The organism is Mycoavidus cysteinexigens (genome assembly GCF_003966915.1).
Taxonomy (GTDB): Bacteria; Pseudomonadota; Gammaproteobacteria; order Burkholderiales; family Burkholderiaceae; genus Mycoavidus; species Mycoavidus cysteinexigens.
The window spans coordinates 2,427,407-2,448,956 of sequence record NZ_AP018150.1 but is presented as its reverse complement, the minus strand read 5'-3'; the positions used below and the strand labels follow the sequence as shown (position 1 = coordinate 2,448,956).

The following is a 21,550-nucleotide window of genomic DNA, read 5'->3' as shown; positions in this document are numbered from 1 at the left end:
CTGCCAGCGCCAGTCATTTCCACGCCTTGAGGGCTACGCAATAATAAGGGAACTCCAAGCTCGCTTTCGATAGCATGCATGCGCTGACTCAAGGCTGGCTGAGCCACTCCAAGCCGACGGGCAGCTAATGACAGGCTTCCACAATCAACTACTGTCACAAAATAGTGTAGAAAGCGGCTTTGCATTTGAATGGCGTCAAGTTAGAAAAATTTAAGGTTTTAACATCCCTAGAATATTTTTGGTTTGCCAACTTCAATTCTTAAGAGCTCTTTTGAGCAACGCCAAAATGCAAAATCGTAACTCTATCAGAGCAGAGAGTTATCTAAGTTGCGCGAGCTTAGATTTTTCTCTGTGCATAGGCAAAGCTACTTTAATCCAGACAAACCCTAAACCTGCGCCCCAGCATTCGGATCATTACGATCATATTTCGGCTTAAGCGGTTTAATCAAATCCTCGCGCTTGACTCCAAGCCACATGGCAATCGCTGCTGCAACAAAAACGGATGAATAAATGCCGAACAGAATTCCGATGGTGAGCGCTAACGAGAAAAAATGTAGCGTCGGTCCGCCAAATAATAACATCGCTAACACCATCATCTGGGTGCTGCCATGCGTAATAATCGTGCGCGAGATAGTGCTAGTAATCGCGTGGTTAATCACCTCGATGACCGTCAACTTGCGGGCTTTACGAAAAGTTTCCCGGATTCGGTCGAAAATCACCACCGATTCATTCACTGAATAGCCCAGCACCGCGAGCACTGCCGCCAGGACTGAGAGTGAAAATTCCCACTGAAAAAATGCAAAGAAGCCGAGAATAATGATTACATCATGTAAATTCGCGACGATGCCGGCGATGGCATATTTCCACTCAAAGCGAAATGATAGGTAAATACTAATTCCGAGTACAACACAGAGTAAGGCAAGCAGTCCATGCACAGCTAGTTCTTTACCGATTTGCGGGCCGACAAATTCAACTCGTTGCAGGCGGGCTTGCGGGGTATCCGCGTTGACCGCGTTTATTACGTACTCGCTTTGCTGCGCAGATGACATTCCGGCTTTTAATGGCAGCCGGATCAATACGTCGCGTGAGGTGCCAAAAGTTTGCACTTGCGCATCGCTATAGCCGAGCTTGCCCAGTGTGGCGCGCAGCGGCTCAAGCTGAGCTTGCTGGGGGTAATTGACTTCAAGCACCGTTCCCCCCGTAAACTCAACGGATAAATGCAGTCCGCGAGTGAGCAAAAAGAATACCGCAGCAACGAAGGTCAACAATGAAATTGCATTGAAAATCAACGCTCGCTGCATAAATGGGATGTCTTTGTGAATACGGAAAAACTCCATTCTGTGCTCCAGATCAGCGTGACATATTTTGACTGTCCGGCGTTGCCGGACGCCATATTTGGCCAATTGACAAAGACTTCAGCTTGCGCCGTCCGCCGTACCATAGGTTGACTACACCACGGGCAAAGAAGACCGCCGAGAACATTGAAGTCAAAATGCCAATGCAATGCACAACCGCAAAGCCGCGGATTGGCCCTGAACCAAATGCAAGCAAGGCAAGGCCCGCAATTAAGGTGGTTACGTTTGAATCTAAAATGGTGGCCCACGCATGTTGGAAGCCGGATGAAATTGCGGTTTGCGGCGGCGCACCATGGCGCAGCTCTTCACGGATGCGCTCGTTGATTAATACGTTAGCGTCGATGGCCATGCCAAGAGTGAGTGCAATCGCAGCGATGCCGGGCAAAGTCAGCGTGGCTTGCAACATTGAAAGAACAGCAATCAATAGCAGCAAATTAAGCGATAGGGCCAAGACTGAAATCAGGCCAAATAGCATGTAGTACGCCAACATAAAAAGAGCGATTGCGGCAAAGCCGTATAACACTGAGTCAAAGCCTTTTTTAATGTTGTCGGCGCCTAAGCTGGGTCCAATCGTGCGTTCTTCAATGATTTCCATGGGCGCGGCCAGTGAGCCTGCGCGTAAGAGCAAGGCAAGATCATTGGCGGCGGCAGTAGAGGCGGAGCCCGTGATTTGAAAACTCTCGCCCAGTTCGGATTGGATCGTGGCGACGGTCAGGACTTCGCCTTTGCCTTTTTCAAACAGCACAATCGCCATGGGCTTGCCGATATTGTCGCGCGAAACGCTGCGCAGCACACGGCCACCCGCGGCATCTAAGCGGATTTTGACAACTGCTTGCTGGTGTTCATCAAAGCCTGCTGCGGCATCGGCGATACGGTCACCGGTAAAGATAATCTGTTTTTTGAGGAGTACAGGGGCGCTATTGCCCTCAGTGAAAAGTTCATCGCCAGCCGGGACGGGGTCGTTTGCATTAGGATAGCGCGGTGCATTTGCATCGACTAGGCGCGCCTCAAGGGTTGCTGTGCGGCCAATAATATCTTTAGCTTTAGCGGTGTCTTGTACGCCAGGCAACTCTACAATGATGCGATCTACGCCTTGTTGTTGAATCACGGGTTCAGCCACTCCGAGTTCATTGACGCGATTATGTAGCGTTGCGATATTTTGCTTGAGCGCATTTTCTTGCGTGATGCGCAGTGCGTCTGGAGTAAACGCGCCAATCACTTGATAGCCGTCGGCGGTGGTTTGCACGCTCCACTGCAATTCATTGAATTTGTCTAGGAGTAAGGCGCGTGTAGCTTTGGCTGGCTCCTCAGCGATAAAATTGATGCGTATCGTGTGGGCAACGCGACTGACTCCGCCGCTACGAATCGCGCGCTCACGGAGCAGTGTGCGAATATCGGTTGCGCTGGTATCAAGTTTTTTAGCCAGCGCGCCGGCCATATCGACCTGTAATAGGAAATGCACGCCGCCACGCAAATCTAAACCAAGGTACATGGGTAGCGCATGCAGCGCAGTCAGCCATTTAGGCGAGGCGCTTTGCAGGTTTAAAGCAACGATATAAGCAGGATTGGCGGGGGTCTGATTGAGTGCTTTGGCAAGTAAATCCTTGGCCCGCAACTGAGTATCTGTATCGGCAAACCGTACGCGTATGCTAGCGTTATTTACGTTGTTATCAAAAATAGCGCTAAGCGCTGTAATTTGGTTTAAGGCTAGCGTGTCTTCTACTTTTTTTAATATAGCTTGATCGATTTTCACGGTGGCCCGGCCGCTCGAAATCTGCACTGCGGGCGTTTCGCCAAAAAAGTTAGGCAATGTATATAACAGGCCGATGGCGAGCGCCATCAACATCACGATATATTTCCACAGAGGATAGCGGTTCATTGGCGGGCGTAGTGAAAACAGAGAAAAACAAAATACGCAGCCATATGCCTAGCGCTGCTTTTACTTGCAGGGTTGTCACAAAACGACCGCATATTCGCGCGCGGTTTGTGACAGCCTTTCGCAGAGAGGGTTTTTATAGCGCCTTGATGGTGCCTTTAGGCAAGGTCGCAGTTACAGCATTTTTTTGCACGGTCATTTCAACGCCATCAGCAATTTCAACGCTGATATAAGCCTCGTTGACTTTAGTCACTTTACCGACAATCCCGCCATTGGTGACGACTTCATCACCTTTTGCCATAGCGGCGAGTAAGCTGCGGTGTTCTTTTTGCCGCTTCATTTGTGGGCGGATCATAATGAAATACAGGACCGCGAACATCCCGAGTAGGGGTAAAAAGCTCATCCAGTTAGGTTGAGCACTAGCAGCAGCACCAGCGCCTTGCGCAAGAGCATGGGTAATAAACATGCTAAATCTCCATTAGTGGGTAGTCAAAACGGTTGGGCATTCTACCACCGAGTAGGTATTTTATATATATTTGCAATATGAAGTTGCGTATCCGCGTATAACGGCATGGCTTATCCTACACCGCGGGCGCGCTCAGCCTTAAATTTTTGCACAAACGTACCAAATCTGCGTGCGCTGATCGCGCTGCGCATTTCGCGCATTAATTCAAGATAATAATACAGATTATGGAGTGTGTTGAGGCGCGCGCCAAGGATTTCGCCAATGCGATGTAAATGATGCAAATAGGCGCGCGAAAAATGACTACAGGTATAACAAGGACACGTTTCGTCGAGCGGGCGGGGATCTTTACGGTGCACCGCATTCTTGATTTTTAAATCGCCAAAGCGCGTGAAGAGCCAGCCATTACGAGCATTGCGGGTTGGCATCACACAATCGAACATATCAATCCCTGCCGCCACGCCAGCGACTAAATCTTCTGGCGTGCCTACGCCCATTAGGTAATGGGGTTTATCAGCGGGTAAGCGGGGGGCGACATGATTCAAGATGCGCATCATGTCTTCTTTAGGTTCGCCTACCGAAAGGCCACCAATCGCATAGCCAGCAAAATCAAGTTCCATTAATCCTGCTAGCGATTCGTCGCGCAAGCTTTCGTGCATTCCGCCCTGCACAATGCCAAATAACGCATTAGGGTTGCTGAGTTGATTAAATTCATTGATTGAACGACGCGCCCAACGTAAAGACAAATGCATCGAGTCAGCCGCTTGCGAGAGCGTGGTAGGGATGCCAGCGGTGGTGTAGGGGGTGCACTCATCGAATTGCATCACAATATCTGAATTCAATTGGTGTTGTATCTGCATCGATACTTCAGGGGATAAAAAAAGGCGATCGCCATTAAGCGGCGAGGCAAAGGCGACGCCTTCTTCGGTAATTTTGCGCAGCGCACCGAGACTAAATACCTGGAAGCCACCCGAGTCGGTCAGAATCGGCTTTTGCCAGCCGATAAAGCGATGTAAGCCGCCATGGGCGGCAATTGCGTCCAGTCCTGGGCGCAGCCATAAATGAAAAGTGTTGCCAAGAATAATCTGCGCTTCAATCTGCGCCAGTTCAACGGGCGCCATGGCCTTGACAGCGCCATAGGTGCCCACAGGCATAAAAACGGGCGTTTCAATTACGCCGTGATTTAATTTGAGACGGCCGCGGCGCGCCTGGCCGTCGACATTGAGTAAGTCAAAAGTTAACATGGTCGGTGAGTTAAAAACATAGCATCGCCATAGCTGAAAAAGCGATATTTCTGTGAGATCGCATATTGATAGGCAGTGTGGATGACGTCAAAACCAGCAAAGGCGCAAACCAGCATTAACAAAGTCGATTTTGGCAAATGAAAATTTGTGATTAATTGATCGACTACGCGAAAACGATAGCCTGGAGTGATAAATATATCGGTTTCGCCACTGCCTGCGCACAGCAGGTCGGTGTCGGTTCCTTGGGCTGCGCTGGACTGTGCTGCGGCCTCCAGAGCGCGCAACGAGGTTGTGCCTACGGCGATGACGCGCCGTCCAGCGGCGCGCGTGCGCGCAATTGCCGCAACCAGTGAGGGCGATATTTGATACCATTCACTATGCATGCGGTGTTGCGCAAGATTCTCTGTGCGCACCGGCTGAAAAGTGCCGGCGCCAACATGTAAGGTGAGGGTTGCGCGCTGCACGCCGCGCGCGTCAAGCTGCGCCAGTAACGCTTGATCAAAATGCAGTCCGGCAGTCGGTGCGGCGACCGCCCCGGGGTTGGCGGCATAGACTGTCTGGTAACGGGCTTCATCGGTTGCATCGGGCGCGTGCGTGATATAAGGTGGCAGCGGCAAACGCCCGTAACGTTCGATTAGGCTTAGACAATCTTCTGGAAAGTGCAGCGTGTAAAAAGATGCAGGAGCATCAGCTTGCTGCGGCTCGCCGATGGTGACCTCAAAGGCATCCGCCAAGCGTAGCGTGCTGCCGACGGCAGGGCGCTTACTGGCGCGTATTTGCGCGAGCGCCGTGCGCGTGCCGATAATCCGCTCGATCAGCACCTCGATCTTGCCGCCGCTGGCTTTGTTGCCAAAAAAGCGTGCCTTCAGCACCTGTGTATCATTAAACACCAGGAGATCGCCTGCCGCGATGCATGCCGGCAATTCTGCAAAGCGCCGATCAATCAGGTGTGCTGGCGCGCGCGCGTTGTCGACTTCAAGTAAGCGGCTTGCGCTGCGGTTAGCGAGGGCCGTTTGCGCAATTAATTCGGCCGGCAGTTTAAAATCAAAGTCAGAAAGTGTATACATGCAAGGGGCCTATAGCTAAAGGCCAGCGTAAATAACGCGTAAAACCCAATATTGTACTTGTATCTGGTTAAAGCTCTATAGAAAGGCTGCGATGCCGGCATCTAAAATTTTATTATCTGAACCCCTGACTGAAATTCCGCCCGCGGTAACGCCGGCTGATCAGCCTAAGCCAAATTCTGGGCGGCAAGCAGATAAGCTGGCTAAGCTCGGATTGACGCGCAAGCTGGATCTGGTCTTGCATTTGCCGCTACGCTATGAAGACGAAACCACCGTCACGGCAATTTGCGATCTGCTGGCTGGCGTAACGTCTCAGGTTGAGGGCGTGATTACACATCATGAAGTCACCTATCGGGGGCGACGCCAATTATGCATTACGCTCACCGATGAAAAAGGCGATACGCTGGTGCTGCGCTTTTTGAATTTTTACGGTTCGCAAGTCAAGCAACTTGCAGTGGGTGTGCGTCTCCGCGCGCGTGGCGAAGTACGGGATGGATTTTTTGGCATGGAAATAGTGCATCCGGCGTATCGGCTGGTCGCCCAAGGTGAGCCCTTGCCCCAGGCGCTGACGCCTATCTATTCAACTTGCGCAGGCTTGAGTCAAGCGTACTTGCGTCGTGCGATCGACAATGCACTGACTTCGACTCCGCTGCCGGAATTGTTGCCGGATGCCCTGAATGCCGAGATCATTGCGCCACTGCAATTGCCGCCGCTTGCGGCTGCGGTGCGCACGCTGCATCATCCACCGCTTGGGGTGGAGGCCGATGCACTGCTTGAGCGCACGCATCCTGCATGGCTTCGCATCAAATTTGAAGAGCTCCTGGCGCAGCAGTTGTCATTAAAGCAGTCGCATCTACAACGGCGTACTCGTTTAGCACCAGCGCTTATAGGTTGTGCGCAGAGCGCGGCGCACACGTTGCTTGAGGGTTTATTATCTGCGCTGCCGTTCGCGTTAACGGCAGCGCAACAGCGGGTACAAAAAGAAATTAGCGCGGACTTAGCGCTGCCTCACCCAATGCAGCGGCTTTTGCAAGGCGATGTGGGAAGCGGTAAAACGGTCCTGGCTGCGCTTGCTGCGGCGCAGGCTATCGATGCGGGTTACCAAGTTGCGCTGATGGTGCCTACCGAGCTGCTTGCCGAGCAGCATGTGCGTAAGTTGCAAGGTTGGTTTGCGCCGCTTGGCATAAATGTCGTCTGGCTTACCGCAAGCCTCAAGGCCAAAGTAAAGCGCGCCGCCTTGGCGGCAACGGTGACTGGGCAGGCGCAGTTGATCGTTGGTACGCACGCTATTATTCAAGATAAAGTCGAATTTGCTCGCCTTGGACTTGTCATTATTGATGAGCAGCATCGTTTTGGCGTGGCGCAGCGCCTGGCGTTGCGGGCCAAGGCCCAGGGCGCGACCGATCAGGCAAACTGGCAGCCGCATCAGTTAATGATGAGCGCGACCCCTATCCCGCGTACGCTGGCGATGAGCTATTATGCGGATCTCGATGTTTCCACGCTGGATGAGCTACCGCCCGGCCGTACGCCAGTGTTGACGAAGTTGGTGTCACAGGCGCGTCGTGATGAAGTGATTGAACGGGTGCGGCAAGTTGCGCTAGCTGGCCGGCAAATATATTGGGTGTGCCCATTAATAGAAGAAAGCGAGACGTTGCAATTGCAAACGGCGGAGGATACCTTCGCTAAGTTATCTGCGGTGTTGCCTGAATTACAGATCGGTCTAGTTCATGGCCGGCTTAAATCAGCAGATAAAGCTGAGGTTATGGCTGCGTTCACGCGCCATGAGATTCAATTATTAGTGGCCACTACGGTGATCGAAGTAGGAGTTGATATACCCAATGCGTCGCTGATGGTGATTGAACATGCGGAACGTTTTGGTTTGTCGCAATTACATCAATTGCGCGGCCGTATTGGACGGGGCAGCGCGGCTTCCGCCTGTGTCTTGTTATATGCTGGGCCCTTGTCATACGCGGCGCGGGCGCGCTTAAATACATTGCGCGCTACCAATGACGGTTTTGAAATTGCGCGGAGCGACCTTGAAATTCGTGGTCCTGGTGAGTTTCTTGGAGCGCGCCAGTCTGGCGCTGCAATGCTACGTTTTGCCGATTTGCAACAAGATGCTTGGCTGATTGAGCCCGCCCAACGCGCGGCTGATTATTTACTGAGCAAGCATCCAGAGATTGTGGCGCAACACTTGACGCGTTGGCTAGCAGGCCGAGAAAATTATTTAGAAGTATGATAGATGCGCTTGAAAAAAGTAACCTAAGAACAGCGCGGCGCCTACTCTCTTTTTCGGGAGATTTTTTTAAATGCAAAAATCCTTTATAATCTTGGGTTTTCCGTTTACGCCTCCGCGGAAAACAATAGGGAGAGCCTGCGAATAAAACACAAGCAGGAAAAATAAGGGGTGGTTTATTTTGGATCAATCATGAAAACATTTTCTGCTAAACCTGCTGAGGTTACGCACAAATGGTATGTGGTTGACGTGAAGGATAAGGTTCTCGGACGTGTCGCCAGTGAAGTGGCGCGCCGTTTGCGCGGTAAGCACAAACCCGAGTTCACCCCCCACGTCGATACCGGCGATTTTATCGTTGTCGTCAACGCTGCTCAGTTGAGAGTTACTGGCAATAAAGCCACTGACAGAAAGTATTTCCGTCACTCGGGTTATCCGGGTGGTATTTATGAAACGACTTTCAGTAAAATGCAAGAGCGTTTCCCAGGGCGCGCGCTAGAAAAGGCCGTTAAAGGCATGCTGCCTAAAGGCCCGCTAGGGTATGCAATGATCAAGAAGCTTAAGATCTATGCAAACGATTCCCACCCGCATACGGCACAGCAGCCGCAAGCCCTAGAAATCTAAAGAGACCCGTTATGATTGGAAACTGGAACTATGGCACAGGCCGCCGCAAAAGTGCGGTTGCGCGCGTTTTTATCAAGCAGGGTAGCGGCAATATCATTGTTAATGACAAACCAATTGCTGACTACTTCTCGCGTGAAACATCGCTGATGATTGTGCGTCAGCCGCTTGAGCTAACGCAACATGGCCAAACGTTTGATATTAAAGTCAACGTAACTGGTGGTGGCGAGACTGGACAAGCGGGAGCGGTGCGTCATGGCGTGACGCGCGCCTTAATCGATTATGATTTGACACTGAAGCCTGCTTTGTCGAAAGCTGGCTTTGTGACTCGTGACGCCCGAGAAGTTGAACGTAAGAAGGTTGGCTTTCATAAAGCTCGCCGCAGGAAGCAATTCTCGAAGCGTTAATCGATTGCGCTGCTGCGCAATGGCAAGTAGATTTTTGCTTGAAAAAAGCCGCTTATGCGGCTTTTTTCAAATCATAAAATAGTAGAGTTTTTTACCTATTTGAACGGAAGTTAGCAACCTTAAAGCGCTTTCTAATGTCATTAGCGTTGGGATTCGACTTAAGCCATCGATCGGCTCTATAATATCGAAACCCTGTTTTTTGGAGAAAATAATGAGCGCGGCAATTGAAGTTTCTGCAGCGAACGCCCCCTCAACGCCATTGATTTTTACTGATAGCGCAGCGAGTAAGGTGAAGCAATTAATCGATGAAGAAGGCAACCCAGCGTTAAAATTGCGCGTCTTTGTGCAAGGCGGCGGTTGCTCGGGCTTTCAGTACGGCTTTACTTTTGATGAAGAAATTGGTGAAGATGATACGGTGATGGATAAAAATGGCGTTCAGCTACTCGTTGATGCGATGAGCTATCAATATCTGGTAGGCGCTGAAATTGATTATAAAGATGACCTAAGTGGCGCGCAATTTGTTATCAAAAATCCAAATGCAAGCACCTCTTGCGGCTGTGGCTCGTCATTTTCTGTTTGATGCTTATTCAGTGTTCAGTGTTGTTCTCAATTTAAAAAAATAATGTCGTCAATCTCTCCAACCGCACGGATGGCGAATGCCATCCGTGCGTTAGCTATAGATGCTGTGCAGCAAGCGAATTCTGGACATCCTGGCATGCCAATGGGCATGGCTGAAATTGCCCTAGCTCTTTGGCAGCGTCATTTGAAACATAACCCCAATAACCCGAATTGGCCTGACCGTGACCGCTTTGTATTGTCAAATGGGCATGGTTCAATGTTATTGTATGCACTGCTACATTTGACCGGCTATGAGGGTTTGCCAATTGAAGAACTTAAGCGTTTTAGGCAATTGCATAGCAAAACTCCGGGGCACCCTGAAGTCGGTATAACGCCAGGGGTGGAAACCACCACCGGTCCACTCGGACAAGGTCTGGCGAACGCCGTTGGGATGGCGCTAGCTGAGGCGTTGCTGGCGCAAGAATTTAATCGAGACGAACTCAAAATCGTCGACCACTATACGTATGCTTTTGTGGGTGATGGCTGCCTGATGGAGGGCATTTCGCATGAAGCATGTTCATTGGCGGGCACGCTAAAGCTAGCCAAATTGATCGTATTGTATGACGACAATGGAATTTCAATTGACGGTGACGTCAAACATTGGTTTGCTGACAATACTGCGCAGCGTTTTGAAGCTTATGGCTGGCATGTGATTCGCCAAGTGGATGGACATGATGTCGAAGCAGTCGATGCGGCGATTGTTGCCGCGAAAAAAGCCGATAAGCCAACCTTGATTTGCTGCCGAACCGTGATTGGCAAAGGCGCTCCAACTAAAGCGGGGGGGCATGATGTGCATGGCTCTCCGTTGGGTGCTGCCGAGGTCGCTGCCACCCGCATTGCGCTCGATTGGCCTTTTGCGCCTTTTGTCATACCTGATGAAGTCTATGCGGCTTGGAGCATGCGTGAAACCGGCGCGCGCGCTGAGGCTGACTGGCGCGCACGCTTTGACGCCTATCGCGCTAAGTACCCGCAGCAAGCTGCTGAGTTTATGCGTCGCATGAAGGGCGAGCTGCCTGCGCATTGGTCTGAGACCACGCGTGCCTTTATCGCTGGCGCGCATGCAAAAGCTGAAACGATCGCTACCCGTAAGGCTTCGCAACAGACGATTGACGGTTTGGCTGCGATCCTGCCTGAATTACTCGGTGGTTCAGCAGATCTGACGGGGTCAAACCTGACCAACTGGAAAACCGCAAAACCCGTGCGCGCTACGGAAGCTGGCTTGCAATTCGGTAATTATATCAATTACGGAGTGCGTGAGTTTGGCATGAGCGCGGTGCTTAATGGGATTGCCTTGCATGGAGGTTATCGACCTTTTGGCGGGACTTTTTTAACGTTTTCTGACTATAGTCGCAATGCGCTAAGAGTCGCGGCTTTAATGAAAGCGCGCTCGATCTTCGTGTTTACGCATGACTCAATCGGTTTAGGCGAGGACGGCCCGACGCATCAGCCAGTAGAACATCTCGCGAGTTTACGCTTGATTCCGCAGCTCGATGTATGGCGCGCGGCGGATACGGTTGAAACTGCGGTGGCGTGGGTGCAAGCAGTTGCACGGCAAGGGCCTAGTTGCCTAGTATTTAGCCGCCAGAATCTGCTGTTTATCCAGCGTAGCGAGACACAGATCGAGCATATCGCTAAGGGTGGCTATGTGCTGCGTGACTGGAATGAAGAGGTTGTGGCGCACAAATTGATTGTGCTGGCTACCGGCTCCGAAGTCGAGTTGGCATTGGCGGCGATTGAGCCGCTAGCACGCGTAGGTATCGCAGCGCGGGTTGTATCCATGCCCTCAACTACGGTATTTGACCGGCAGGAGGCGGACTGGCGCGAATATGTATTGCCCAAAGGGGTCATGCGGCTTGCGCTTGAGGCAGGCGTGAGCGATTACTGGCGCAAATATGTTGGGCTCGAAGGCGGCGTAATTGGCATTGATACATTTGGCGAGTCGGCTCCGGCGGCCACCTTGTTCGAGCATTTCGGCTTTACCGTGGAAAATATTGTCGAGCAGGCGCGCGCCCTTTTTATATAGCATCGATTGATGCAAGGTTTGTGCGCGTCGTAGCTCTACTTGATGCAACCGCTCGCTGCAAGGCGCGGCAATTTATCTAGTAGGCGATGGCGTGCGCGTTCATGACTCAGTTAGGTAATCAGGAGAGAAAAAATGACGGTTCGCGTCGCAATTAATGGCTACGGTCGGATTGGCCGCAATACGCTGCGAGCATTTTATGAAGCAGGCAAAACACATGATCTGGAAATTGTAGCGATCAATGATTTGGGTGATGCCAAAACCAATGCGCATTTGACACAATACGATACGACCCACCGTCAATTCCCCGGTACGGTAGAAGTGCAGGGCGAAGAGCTGGTGGTGAATGGTGACCGGATTCGAGTGCTGGCGCAGCGTGATCCGGCGGCTTTGCCATGGGGCGAACTCGGGGTGGATGTGGTGTTGGAATGCACCGGTTTTTTTACCAGCAAAGCAAAGGCCAGCGCTCATTTGCAAGGCGGCGCGAAGAAAGTCATTATTTCAGCGCCAGGCGGTAAAGATGTCGACGCCACGATTGTTTATGGCGTGAACCATCAAACGTTAAAAAAAGAGCACACCGTCATTTCAAATGCCTCATGCACGACTAACTGCCTGGTTCCTCTGGTTAAACCTTTGCATGACAAACTCGGCGTCGTCAATGGTTTGATGACGACCGTCCACGCCTATACCAATGACCAGGTGCTGACGGACGTTTATCATGAAGATCTACGTCGTGCTCGCTCGGCAACGCAAAACATGATCCCAGCTAAAACGGGCGCTGCTTCAGCAGTTGGCTTGGTATTGCCCGAGCTCAATGGCAAGCTAGATGGCTTTGCCATCCGCGTGCCAACCATCAATGTCTCGCTGGTTGATTTATCCTTTGTGGCGGCGCGTGATACGACTGTGGATGAAGTTAACGCAATCCTAAAAGAAGCGGCTGACGGTCCGTTAAAAGGTATCCTCGCCTATAACACCCTACCGCTGGTTTCGACTGATTTTAATCACCATTCAGCTTCATCAATTTTTGATGCGACCCTAACTAAAGTATCGGGCCGGTTGGTTAAGGTCTCAAGCTGGTACGATAATGAATGGGGCTTCTCAAATCGAATGCTAGATACAGCAGTGGCGTTTGCAAAAGCGAAGTAAACCCGTTTAAATCTCAAATATCCTCAATAAGTTGGTCCGTAGGGGCCAACTTAGTCATAAGATGAGAATAGTTCTTATTTAAGTGATTGAGGATATTGATGGGAAACTCTGCGCGTAGTGATTTTAGTGCACGTCCAAACTCAAATAGTGCGCGATATATTGCGCAAGAGCTGGCCTCTGAAGAGGAAAAAACTTATTGTCCGTCGTTATCATCGAGCCGATCAAGATACTCGGTAGGTATAGACCAGACGGCTAGCCTGTCTGAGAGGGTGATAGGAAATAGACAGAAACGTAATTTTCCGTGGTCAGGACAAGGCCCCAAAGCTAAAAGACCCTTATCTGCGCTGAGCGCACAGTCTATGAGCGGAGTCTCTGTAAAAGAGGCGGAAGATAGCCATGAGCACGGCCACGGCGCGGTTATGGTTGATTTGGACGAAGCCGTACACGCGATTTATATTCTGCTTAAAAAATCGATCGAAGCGGGGCGTGGGGGCGGTGATGAAACTTTGACGTGGATTCACGAGCTGCAGGAAGAAGCAGAATTATTAAAAAATGCACCCCTTGAGCATACGGCGCATCAAGTGAGTCCTACCGGCGGAGCGGATTTTGGCGTGTCAATGGGGACCTCCGGCTTGATTTTTGTCTTGGCGCTGTTCGCCATCAGAGAGGGGCTGCATGCACGAAAAGCAGCCGCTGCCGAGCATGGCGAAAAAAGTGAGCAGGCTCGTAAACTCAGAAAAGAGATCAAGCAGCTAGACCGCCTCGTTGAAGGAATAGAAAAATTGTTGAAAACCGCAGAAATGCAAGATGCATTGGGGGCAGTCTGCGCGTTGGCTAAACAAACTAAGTTGTGTAAAAATCAGAAACTGCAAGACACGCAGTTTTCACTTGAGATGAAACGTCTTGACAAAAAAATTGGCGAAGCCTCGCTTGCTTCAGGCAGCACGATTCTCGCTAAAGCGCTAGCAGAAAGTACCACGCAAATTGGCTTAGCTGCCAGTGCCCATCAGCTTGATGTGGCCCAATTGATGGCGCAAGGTTTAATAACCAGTTCAGCCGCAACTACGGCAACCGTGGTTGGAACTGCTTCAGCGTTGGTGTTGGGGCCTGCCGCCGCGCTTGGAGCGACTGCGCTTGGCGCCTATTTTGTTAAAAAATCACGCAAGCAAAAGCAGCAGATCCAGCAAGGCAAGGCGAGCGTCGAGGCTGCGTGGGCACAATTGCGAAAAGTGAGTGAAGATGGCACAGCCCAGCTATCAATAATCGACGACTATTTAAAATTTTTAGGTGTCAAATTAGCTCAGCGCGAAGAGTTTGCAAAATCCTTTTTGAAATGGAATAGTGGTTTTCTAACGGGCAGTACAGTTTATGCCGGCAGTACATTGGCGAAAATGGGTATCACAGTGGCTTCCTTAGCCGGTGCGGGCGCTGCTGCTAACCCAGTTGGCTTGGGCGTGCTACTGGCCGCCACCATCGCCGGTGGTTTAACTATGACGGTTTGCTCGCAACAATTCTTACATAGCCATGATAAACAGAAACGCTATGATGATTATCTAATTGAGGATGACCTTGAACTAGATCGAGAGTCTTTAGCTGCTGTGGATATTACGCACCCGCAGGGCGCCAAAACAGGTCCTGAATTGCGGTCTCGTTTTTATCATCAGGCTCAGGCGCGAGAAACTTTACGGCAGAATTTGCTTGCACAGGCCGCATTGGAAAGCAAAAAACGTTATCGATGGATTCCGTATTCAACAGATCGAGAAAAAACGACTGAATCTAGAAAACAACCCATCTCAAAATTCTCTTCCTTTAAAAAGAACTTATATGCACGTTGGCAAGCAAGCGCAGGATTTACGAAAAAGCTAGCAACCAGTCTTGATTACAAAGCAGCCCGAGAAACCTATAAACAGGTTTGTGCGGAAAAACGCAGCGGCCTTGGCAAGCGCACATTGAAGAAGTGGCTGGACCAGCCGAAAAATGCCTCCGCCCAGATTGATTTCATGCGGCAGGCGCTTGGTTTACAGCTCACTTATCTGGAGCAAAAATATAAGGTACAACTCGAGTTACGGTCGGCGTATCAGAAGGAAAAAGACGCTTTATTGAATAGCGTCGATACTCCCTTAAACGTGAGCGCCATCAAAAATTTTCTTGAAGATGAAAATATTCAGTTAGATTTTGAAGTTGATGTTCTATTGCGTGACAAGTTGAGGAAAGAATTTAAAAATCTAAAAGATGAGAGGTTAAATATTCCTGAGCAGCTAAGTAAGCAGCTCGCTTATTTTGAGCGTAAATGCGACTTACAGCTAGATTTTCAGTTGGCATATTTGAACCAGAGCGATGCTCGCGTAAACGCGGAAACCATCAAAACTTATGTTGAAGATGAAGCGATTCAGTTAGGTTTTGAAGCTAATTTCTTAGTGCGTGATGACTTAAGGAGCGCAGTTAAATCTCTAAAAGAGAATAGGCAAGATATTCCTGAGCAGCTAAGTCAGCAACTCGTTTCTCTGGAGCGTATATGTGATTTGCAATTAGATTTACAGTTGGCGTATCTAAATTCAAAACCCATCAATACCTCTCTTAAAGGTATTGAAACCCGCTCAGGATTTGAAAATGGTATCAACTTACGTAACGAAGTAAGAAGCATACTAGAAGAACTAGAGGATAGTGGGTTTAAAGAGCAGGAAAAGTCACCGGCATCTGAATCACAAAACATGTCAGCGGAAAAGTTACTAAGACTCAAAGAAGCTTTCATGCTTTTACAACAAGGGCGGAGTTCTATACAAAAGCTGCAAACTAAAACTGCTCAGCCAACAATCGACTGTAACCAGCGCTTTGCTGAATATTTATTGGCAATAGCGCCAAAACGCTATCGTGATTTACGAGGCAAGCTGATTGGAACCGAAATTCAAGCTGCGCGATTACGCGAGCTTGCCGGCCAAAAATTGAATACCGGCTCACAAAAAAATGGGGGCGTTCAAGCCAAGGCCACGTTATTGGATTCAACCAAGCCTCAAGTAGCAAGAACAGAAACGTCAAGTACGACCGTCGTTCAAAGTAGGCGAAGCTCGTTAACAGCAAGCTCTAATACATCTAAAACGATAGATGACGCTTCATCAGTACTCAATAAATCTGAGGCTGAGCTAACTTTGCCAGAGTTCGCGCAATTGCATCAGCAGTATTACCAGCCTTGGATTGATTCTAAATCAACCTAATTAAACTTTCTTATGCGGACAGTTTTCCTTACGGCAGGAACCATATAAAGCCAGCGAATGCTCATGCAGGACAAAGCCCCGGCTTTCGGCGATCATCTGCTGACGTCGTTCGATTTCGGGGTCGTAAAATTCCTCGACTAAACCGCAGTCAACGCACAGCAAATGATCGTGATGCGTGCCTTCATTGAGCTCAAATACAGCCTTGCCCGATTCGAAGTTGCTGCGGGTTAGCAAACCCGCCTGTTCAAACTGCGTGAGCACTCGGTAAACTGTAGCCAAGCCAATATCGAGTTCTTCGGTAAGGAGCGTGCGGTACACATCTTCGGCGCTCAAATGCCGGATTGTGCTATTTTGAAAAATCTCGAGGATTTTCAGCCGTGGCAGCGTCGCTTTGAGGCCAATGCTTTTTAAATCGGAATGATTGCTCATGGTTAGCTACGAGTCACAAGTAAAGGGTACAATGCATATCTTTATGAATAGGGGGTGGCTGGGCCAAGTCATAATGTCTGGCGCGGTAAAGAATCCTCTTTTCAAACGGATAAGTTGTTCATAGTTTTCGGTAGGTTATTCGTTCCAGCAACCTATTTAGTCAAAATTTTTAAGATGAAATTGTTTTTTTTCACGTTTAGCCGCCTCAATCGATTGGCTTTACCGCAAACCATAAGGCGGCCGCTGGCGCTAGCGTGCGCTATGCTGTTGGCGGCTTGTTCGACCTATAACGACACAACTCAACGGATTGCTCAGCACATTACACCCTACCAGATTACTGTGGTACAGGGCAACTTTATTTCCCGTGAAGCCGTCGCTAAACTGCAAGTCGGCATGCCGCGAGAGCACGTGCGCGCAGTGCTGGGCACGCCGCTTTTAATCGATATTTTTCACCCAAATCAGTGGGATTATATTTTTTACTTCAAGCGTGGCGCAACTGAAGTGGTGCAGCGCCGCCATTTGGCGGTTTATTTTGAGCGCGATCAGTTATCGCGCTGGACAGGTGGCGAAGATTTGCCGTCTGAAAATGAATTATTAGCTGAAATTGACGGCGACCGGCGTGCTAACACGCGTCGTAAACAAAGCGCATCTGCACGTGCGTCAAGTGCCGAGAGCCAATGAGCGCGCTTAAAATTGCGCTAGCGGGCGCTTCTGGCCGCATGGGGCGGATGTTGATTGAGACGGTGCTTGCTACGCCCAGCGTGCAGTTGGTTGGGGTTTATGAGCGCGCGAATAGTGCGCTGATAGGGCAAGACGCAGGGGCATTTTTAGGCCAACGCACAGGGGTAAGCGTTTCTAATGAAATGCACGCGGTGCTAGCGGCGGCCGACTGTTTGATCGACTTTACGCGCCCGGAGGGTACGCTGGCCCATTTGCAAGCAGCATCTGAACATGGCGTGAAATTAGTGATTGGAACCACTGGTTTTACGCCGGCGCAGCGCGCCGAGATTGAAGCGGCTGCGAGTAGAGTGCCGATTGTGTTGGCGCCGAATATGAGTGTTGGCGTGAATGTGACTTTTAAGCTGCTTGAGCTTGCTGCGCGTTTGTTGGCGAGCGATTACGATATTGAAATTATTGAGGCGCATCATCGGCATAAAGTCGATGCGCCATCAGGCACGGCCCTTAAAATGGGCGAGATCGTCGCGCAGGCGGTAGGCCGTGATTTAGCGGAAGTGGCGGTATATGGCCGTGAAGGCGTTACCGGAGAACGTAAGCCTTCAACCATCGGTTTCGCCACAGTGCGTGGCGGCGATATTGTGGGCGACCATACGGTCCTTTTTGCGGGTGCGGGCGAGCGCATTGAAATTACTCATAAATCGGCCAGCCGCGTAAGTTATGCGCAAGGCGCGCTACGGGCCGCGCATTTTTTGGCCGATAAGCCCAATGGCCTATTTGATATGCAAGATGTGCTGGGTCTGCGTTAACTAAGCTGTAACCCATATCAGCATTGCTTACCCTGCTGGTGCAGCGGCTATGCTATTTCATGCAATTTCCCATTTACTTTATTGAAAATTTTATCCCCTATGCAAGAAAAGTATATTCCTGCCGAGGTTGAATCGGCGATGCAGCGTCATTGGGCGCAACACAATGTATATCAGGTAAACGAAGCCGCGCCCCGGGACAAGAAGTTTTATTGCGTATCAATGCTGCCTTACCCTTCTGGCAAGCTGCATATGGGGCATGTGCGCAACTATACAATCAATGATGTGATGGCCCGCCATCTGCGGATGAAGGGCTTTAATGTATTAATGCCGATGGGCTGGGATGCTTTTGGCATGCCGGCGGAAAACGCCGCAATGGCGAATGGCGTGGCGCCTGCGCAATGGACCTATGACAACATTGCTTATATGAAAAAGCAAATGCAGGCGATCGGACTAGCCATAGATTGGTCGCGCGAAATTGCGACCTGCGAGCCAGACTACTACAAATGGAACCAGTGGCTGTTTTTAAAGATGTTAGAGGCGGGGATTGTTTATAAAAAAACCGGTACAGTGAATTGGGACCCCGTTGACCAAACCGTATTGGCAAATGAACAAGTCATCGATGGCCGTGGCTGGCGCTCAGGCGCGTTGGTTGAAAAACGCGAAATTCCAATGTACTACATGCGGATCACACAATATGCGCAAGAGTTATTAGATGCGCTTGATGATCTGGGCTGGCCTGAGCGGGTTAAGCTGATGCAACAAAATTGGCTGGGTAAGAGTGTCGGCGCCACGATCAGCTTCCCCTATCAACTCGATGGGGAGCATAAGCAGTTACGGGTTTTCACAACCCGCGCTGATACCCTAATGGGTGTTACGTTTTGCGCGATAGCTGCGGAACATCCGTTAGCGTTGCGTTTGGCGCAAAAACGCCCAGAATTACAGGCTTTTATAGAAACCTGCAAATTAGGAGGCAGCGCAGAAGCTGACTTGGCGACGCTCGAGAAAAAAGGGATCGCCACGGGGTTTTTTGTTCAGCATCCACTGACTGGCGAAGAAATTGAAGTATGGCTTGGTAATTATGTATTAATGAGCTACGGTGAAGGCGCGGTTATGGGCGTGCCGGCCCACGATGAACGCGATTTCGCCTTTGCGCTTAAGTATGGGTTGCCGATTAAGCAAGTCATTGCAGTCAACCAACAACCTTACTCGGATACCCATTGGGCCGCTTGGTATGCAGAGAAAGAAAATAGCATCTGCGTGAATAGCGGAAAATACGATGGTTTGGCTTATGAGCCGGCGGTTCAAGCGATTGTCGCCGATTTAAGCGAGCGCGGCCTGGGTGAGCAACGTGTGGTGTGGCGTTTGCGTGATTGGGGCATTTCTCGGCAGCGTTATTGGGGTACGCCGATTCCTCTGATTCATTGTGCGGCATGTGGCGAGGTGCCAGTGCCTGAAGCGGATTTGCCAGTTGTATTGCCGGAGGATCTAGTGCCAGATGGCAGCGGTAACCCGCTGGCCAAATCAGCCGCCTTTGTTAACTGTAGCTGCCCTAAATGTGGTGCGCCCGCACGCCGTGAAACCGACACGCTGGACACCTTCGTTGATTCATCGTGGTATTTCTTGCGCTATACCTGTCCGGCGGCGCAAATAGATGGCAAACCGTCGATGATTGATGCGCGCACTGAGTATTGGATGCCGATGGATCAATATATCGGTGGCATTGAACATGCGATTTTGCATCTGTTGTATTCGCGTTTTTGGACCAAAGTGATGCAGGATCTTGGTTTGGTGACGTTTTCTGAACCGATCAAAAATTTGCTGACGCAAGGCATGGTGCTAAACGAAACTTTTTATCGTGACAATGCTGGTGGCAAGCGGGTTTGGTTTAATCCGACTGAAGTCACTTTGCAGCGTGATAGCAAAGGCCGAGCTTGTGGTGCGACGCTCAATGCGGATGGACTACCGGTTGAGATTGGGGGCATTGAGAAAATGTCTAAATCAAAACATAACGGCGTTGACCCACAGTCCCTGATCGATCAATATGGCGCAGATACTGCGCGCTTATTTACAATGTTTGCTGCTCCGCCTGAGCAACAGCTTGAATGGTCAAATGCAGGGGTGGACGGAGCGAGCCGCTTTTTGCGTAGGCTGTGGGCATTTGGCTATGCGCAGGCTGAGTCAATGGCGCGCGCCGCCGCTGTGCATTCCGGCGCGCTAACGGCTAGCCCATACTTAAGCCATTTAACTGAGCCACAAAAAGCGTTGCGCCGCGACATTCAGCGCATTTTGAAGCAAGCTGAATTTGATTATCAGCGCGTTCAGTACAATACGGTTGTCTCAGCGGCGATGAAAATGCTGAAGGCGCTTGAAGCCGCGGTAGAGGCCCAGGCGCATGAAAACACAGAAATGTGGAGCCTTGTGGTGCGTGAGGGATATGGGATTTTGTTGCGCATACTATACCCAGTGGTGCCGCATATTGGTTGTGCCTTGTGGGATGAACTCGAGTTTAAAGCTGAATTTGGCTGTGCTCTATTAGATGCGCCGTGGCCCGAAGTTGATGAAAGCGCACTGGAGGCGGCGCAAAGTGAGTTAGTGTTGCAGATCAATGGCAAGGTGCGAGGCGCGTTGACGGTTGCAAAAGAGGCGTCCCGCGCTGAAATTGAGCAAGCGGCGCTTGCCCATGAGATATTTAAGCGCTTTAGCAATGGACAGATGCCAAAGAAGATTGTGTTAGTGCCTGGGCGTCTTGTCAACCTAGTGATTTAAGGAGGCTTTTATGATGAGCGTCCGCTTGGCCGCGCCGATTGTCTTGGCAATGATTTTGCTAGCTGCTTGCGGCTTTCAGCTTAAGGGGCGGCAGGATTATGCGTTTAAGCGCCTTTATATCGAGCCTTCTGGCATGGTGAGCTCGGCCATGACCGCACGGTTAAAACGCATGATTCAGGCCGGCAGCGATACGCTTGTAGTGAATGAAGTGCGTGATGCTGAGGTGATTTTCTCTATCTCGACTTCGCGCAATCAGCGCGCTTTAAGTTTGACTGCCCAAGGGGTGGTTGAAGAGTATGAGCTGGTTAGCACCGTGACTTATGCATTAACGAGTGCGGATGGCATGGTATTGATTCCATCCAGTATGATGCGCCTGAATCGGTCAATGACCTATAGTGACCGCTACACGCTAGCCAAGCAAACTGAATCCGAATTGCTGTATCGAGACATGGAAAATGACGCCATTGATCAATTAATGCGGCGCTTGGCTTTAGTGAACAAATTTAAGCCTGTCAACGAGTCTGTGCCAGTAGTGCAGCCGCGCGCTCCATTACCGCCGCCGCCGCTGTAAATCACTGAGAAATAATCGATTGCGCTTAAGGCAAAAAACTT

General features: G+C 50.4%; 17 protein-coding genes and 1 pseudogene. 11 read left to right on the top strand and 7 right to left on the bottom strand.

All coding sequences use genetic code 11. The annotated features are described in order from the left end of the window. Nucleotides 1-11 precede the first annotated feature (11 nt). From MCB1EB_RS12665 to queA, 6 genes and pseudogenes are all read right to left on the bottom strand, one after another. Nucleotides 12-185 (bottom strand): annotated as a pseudogene (locus MCB1EB_RS12665) (helix-turn-helix domain-containing protein); the annotation flags it as partial. A gap of 201 nt (nucleotides 186-386) precedes the next feature. Next, a complete protein-coding gene (gene secF, locus MCB1EB_RS10335) occupies nucleotides 387-1,337 on the bottom strand; it encodes a protein translocase subunit SecF (RefSeq protein WP_045364546.1) in 951 nt (316 codons plus the stop codon). Nucleotides 1,338-1,350: 13 nt separating this feature from the next. Then, nucleotides 1,351-3,234, bottom strand: coding sequence for a protein translocase subunit SecD (secD, locus tag MCB1EB_RS10330; RefSeq protein WP_081953550.1), 1,884 nt, complete (start codon nucleotides 3,232-3,234; stop codon nucleotides 1,351-1,353). 133 nt (nucleotides 3,235-3,367) lie between these two features. Further along, complete coding sequence (gene yajC, locus MCB1EB_RS10325) at nucleotides 3,368-3,697, bottom strand: preprotein translocase subunit YajC (protein ID WP_026921467.1); 330 nt, start codon at nucleotides 3,695-3,697, stop codon at nucleotides 3,368-3,370. Between the two features lie 110 nt (nucleotides 3,698-3,807). Continuing rightward, on the bottom strand, nucleotides 3,808-4,938 hold the full coding sequence (gene tgt, locus MCB1EB_RS10320; RefSeq protein WP_045364550.1) for a tRNA guanosine(34) transglycosylase Tgt: 1,131 nt from the start codon (nucleotides 4,936-4,938) through the stop codon (nucleotides 3,808-3,810). Next, nucleotides 4,932-6,005: a tRNA preQ1(34) S-adenosylmethionine ribosyltransferase-isomerase QueA gene (queA, locus tag MCB1EB_RS10315; protein WP_045364552.1), complete on the bottom strand. Its 1,074-nt coding sequence runs from the start codon at nucleotides 6,003-6,005 to the stop codon at nucleotides 4,932-4,934. The genes tgt and queA overlap by 7 nt, the downstream gene beginning before the upstream one ends. A 91-nt stretch (nucleotides 6,006-6,096) precedes the next feature. Here queA and recG point away from each other — a divergent pair, with 91 nt between their 5' ends. The 7 genes from recG (at nucleotide 6,097) to MCB1EB_RS10280 (ending at nucleotide 16,259) form a co-directional block, all read left to right on the top strand. Next, on the top strand, nucleotides 6,097-8,241 hold the full coding sequence (recG, locus tag MCB1EB_RS10310) for an ATP-dependent DNA helicase RecG (RefSeq protein ID WP_045364555.1): 2,145 nt from the start codon (nucleotides 6,097-6,099) through the stop codon (nucleotides 8,239-8,241). Between the two features lie 189 nt (nucleotides 8,242-8,430). Then, complete coding sequence (rplM, locus tag MCB1EB_RS10305; protein WP_026921464.1) at nucleotides 8,431-8,859, top strand: 50S ribosomal protein L13; 429 nt, start codon at nucleotides 8,431-8,433, stop codon at nucleotides 8,857-8,859. Nucleotides 8,860-8,870: 11 nt separating this feature from the next. Next, nucleotides 8,871-9,263 carry a 30S ribosomal protein S9 gene (gene rpsI, locus MCB1EB_RS10300; RefSeq protein ID WP_026921463.1) on the top strand — a complete coding sequence of 131 codons (393 nt, stop codon included), beginning with the start codon at nucleotides 8,871-8,873 and terminating at the stop codon, nucleotides 9,261-9,263. A gap of 211 nt (nucleotides 9,264-9,474) precedes the next feature. Next, nucleotides 9,475-9,843 carry an iron-sulfur cluster insertion protein ErpA gene (gene erpA, locus MCB1EB_RS10295; RefSeq protein WP_045364558.1) on the top strand — a complete coding sequence of 123 codons (369 nt, stop codon included), beginning with the start codon at nucleotides 9,475-9,477 and terminating at the stop codon, nucleotides 9,841-9,843. Nucleotides 9,844-9,912: 69 nt separating this feature from the next. Further along, nucleotides 9,913-11,904: a transketolase gene (gene tkt, locus MCB1EB_RS10290; protein WP_081953551.1), complete on the top strand. Its 1,992-nt coding sequence runs from the start codon at nucleotides 9,913-9,915 to the stop codon at nucleotides 11,902-11,904. Nucleotides 11,905-12,036: 132 nt separating this feature from the next. Beyond that, nucleotides 12,037-13,047, top strand: coding sequence for a type I glyceraldehyde-3-phosphate dehydrogenase (gap, locus tag MCB1EB_RS10285; RefSeq protein WP_045364564.1), 1,011 nt, complete (start codon nucleotides 12,037-12,039; stop codon nucleotides 13,045-13,047). Between the two features lie 98 nt (nucleotides 13,048-13,145). Then, a complete protein-coding gene (locus MCB1EB_RS10280) occupies nucleotides 13,146-16,259 on the top strand; it encodes a hypothetical protein (protein WP_126354024.1) in 3,114 nt (1,037 codons plus the stop codon). On the opposite strand, the gene fur is transcribed toward MCB1EB_RS10280, so the two are convergent. Then, a complete protein-coding gene (gene fur / locus MCB1EB_RS10275) occupies nucleotides 16,260-16,688 on the bottom strand; it encodes a ferric iron uptake transcriptional regulator (RefSeq protein ID WP_045364570.1) in 429 nt (142 codons plus the stop codon). It lies immediately after the preceding gene. A gap of 174 nt (nucleotides 16,689-16,862) precedes the next feature. Between fur and MCB1EB_RS10270 the strand changes: the two genes are divergently transcribed. From MCB1EB_RS10270 to MCB1EB_RS10255, 4 genes are all read left to right on the top strand, one after another. Then, complete coding sequence (locus tag MCB1EB_RS10270; protein ID WP_126354023.1) at nucleotides 16,863-17,369, top strand: outer membrane protein assembly factor BamE; 507 nt, start codon at nucleotides 16,863-16,865, stop codon at nucleotides 17,367-17,369. Next, nucleotides 17,366-18,172, top strand: coding sequence for a 4-hydroxy-tetrahydrodipicolinate reductase (gene dapB, locus MCB1EB_RS10265; RefSeq protein WP_045364572.1), 807 nt, complete (start codon nucleotides 17,366-17,368; stop codon nucleotides 18,170-18,172). Before MCB1EB_RS10270 ends, dapB begins: the two co-directional genes overlap by 4 nt. Nucleotides 18,173-18,271: 99 nt before the next feature. Beyond that, a complete protein-coding gene (leuS, locus tag MCB1EB_RS10260) occupies nucleotides 18,272-20,938 on the top strand; it encodes a leucine--tRNA ligase (RefSeq protein WP_045364575.1) in 2,667 nt (888 codons plus the stop codon). 13 nt (nucleotides 20,939-20,951) lie between these two features. Continuing rightward, the gene (locus MCB1EB_RS10255; RefSeq protein WP_026921458.1) at nucleotides 20,952-21,509 is read left to right on the top strand and encodes an LPS-assembly lipoprotein LptE; all 558 of its coding nucleotides are present in this window, start codon (nucleotides 20,952-20,954) and stop codon (nucleotides 21,507-21,509) included. Nucleotides 21,510-21,550 lie beyond the last annotated feature (41 nt).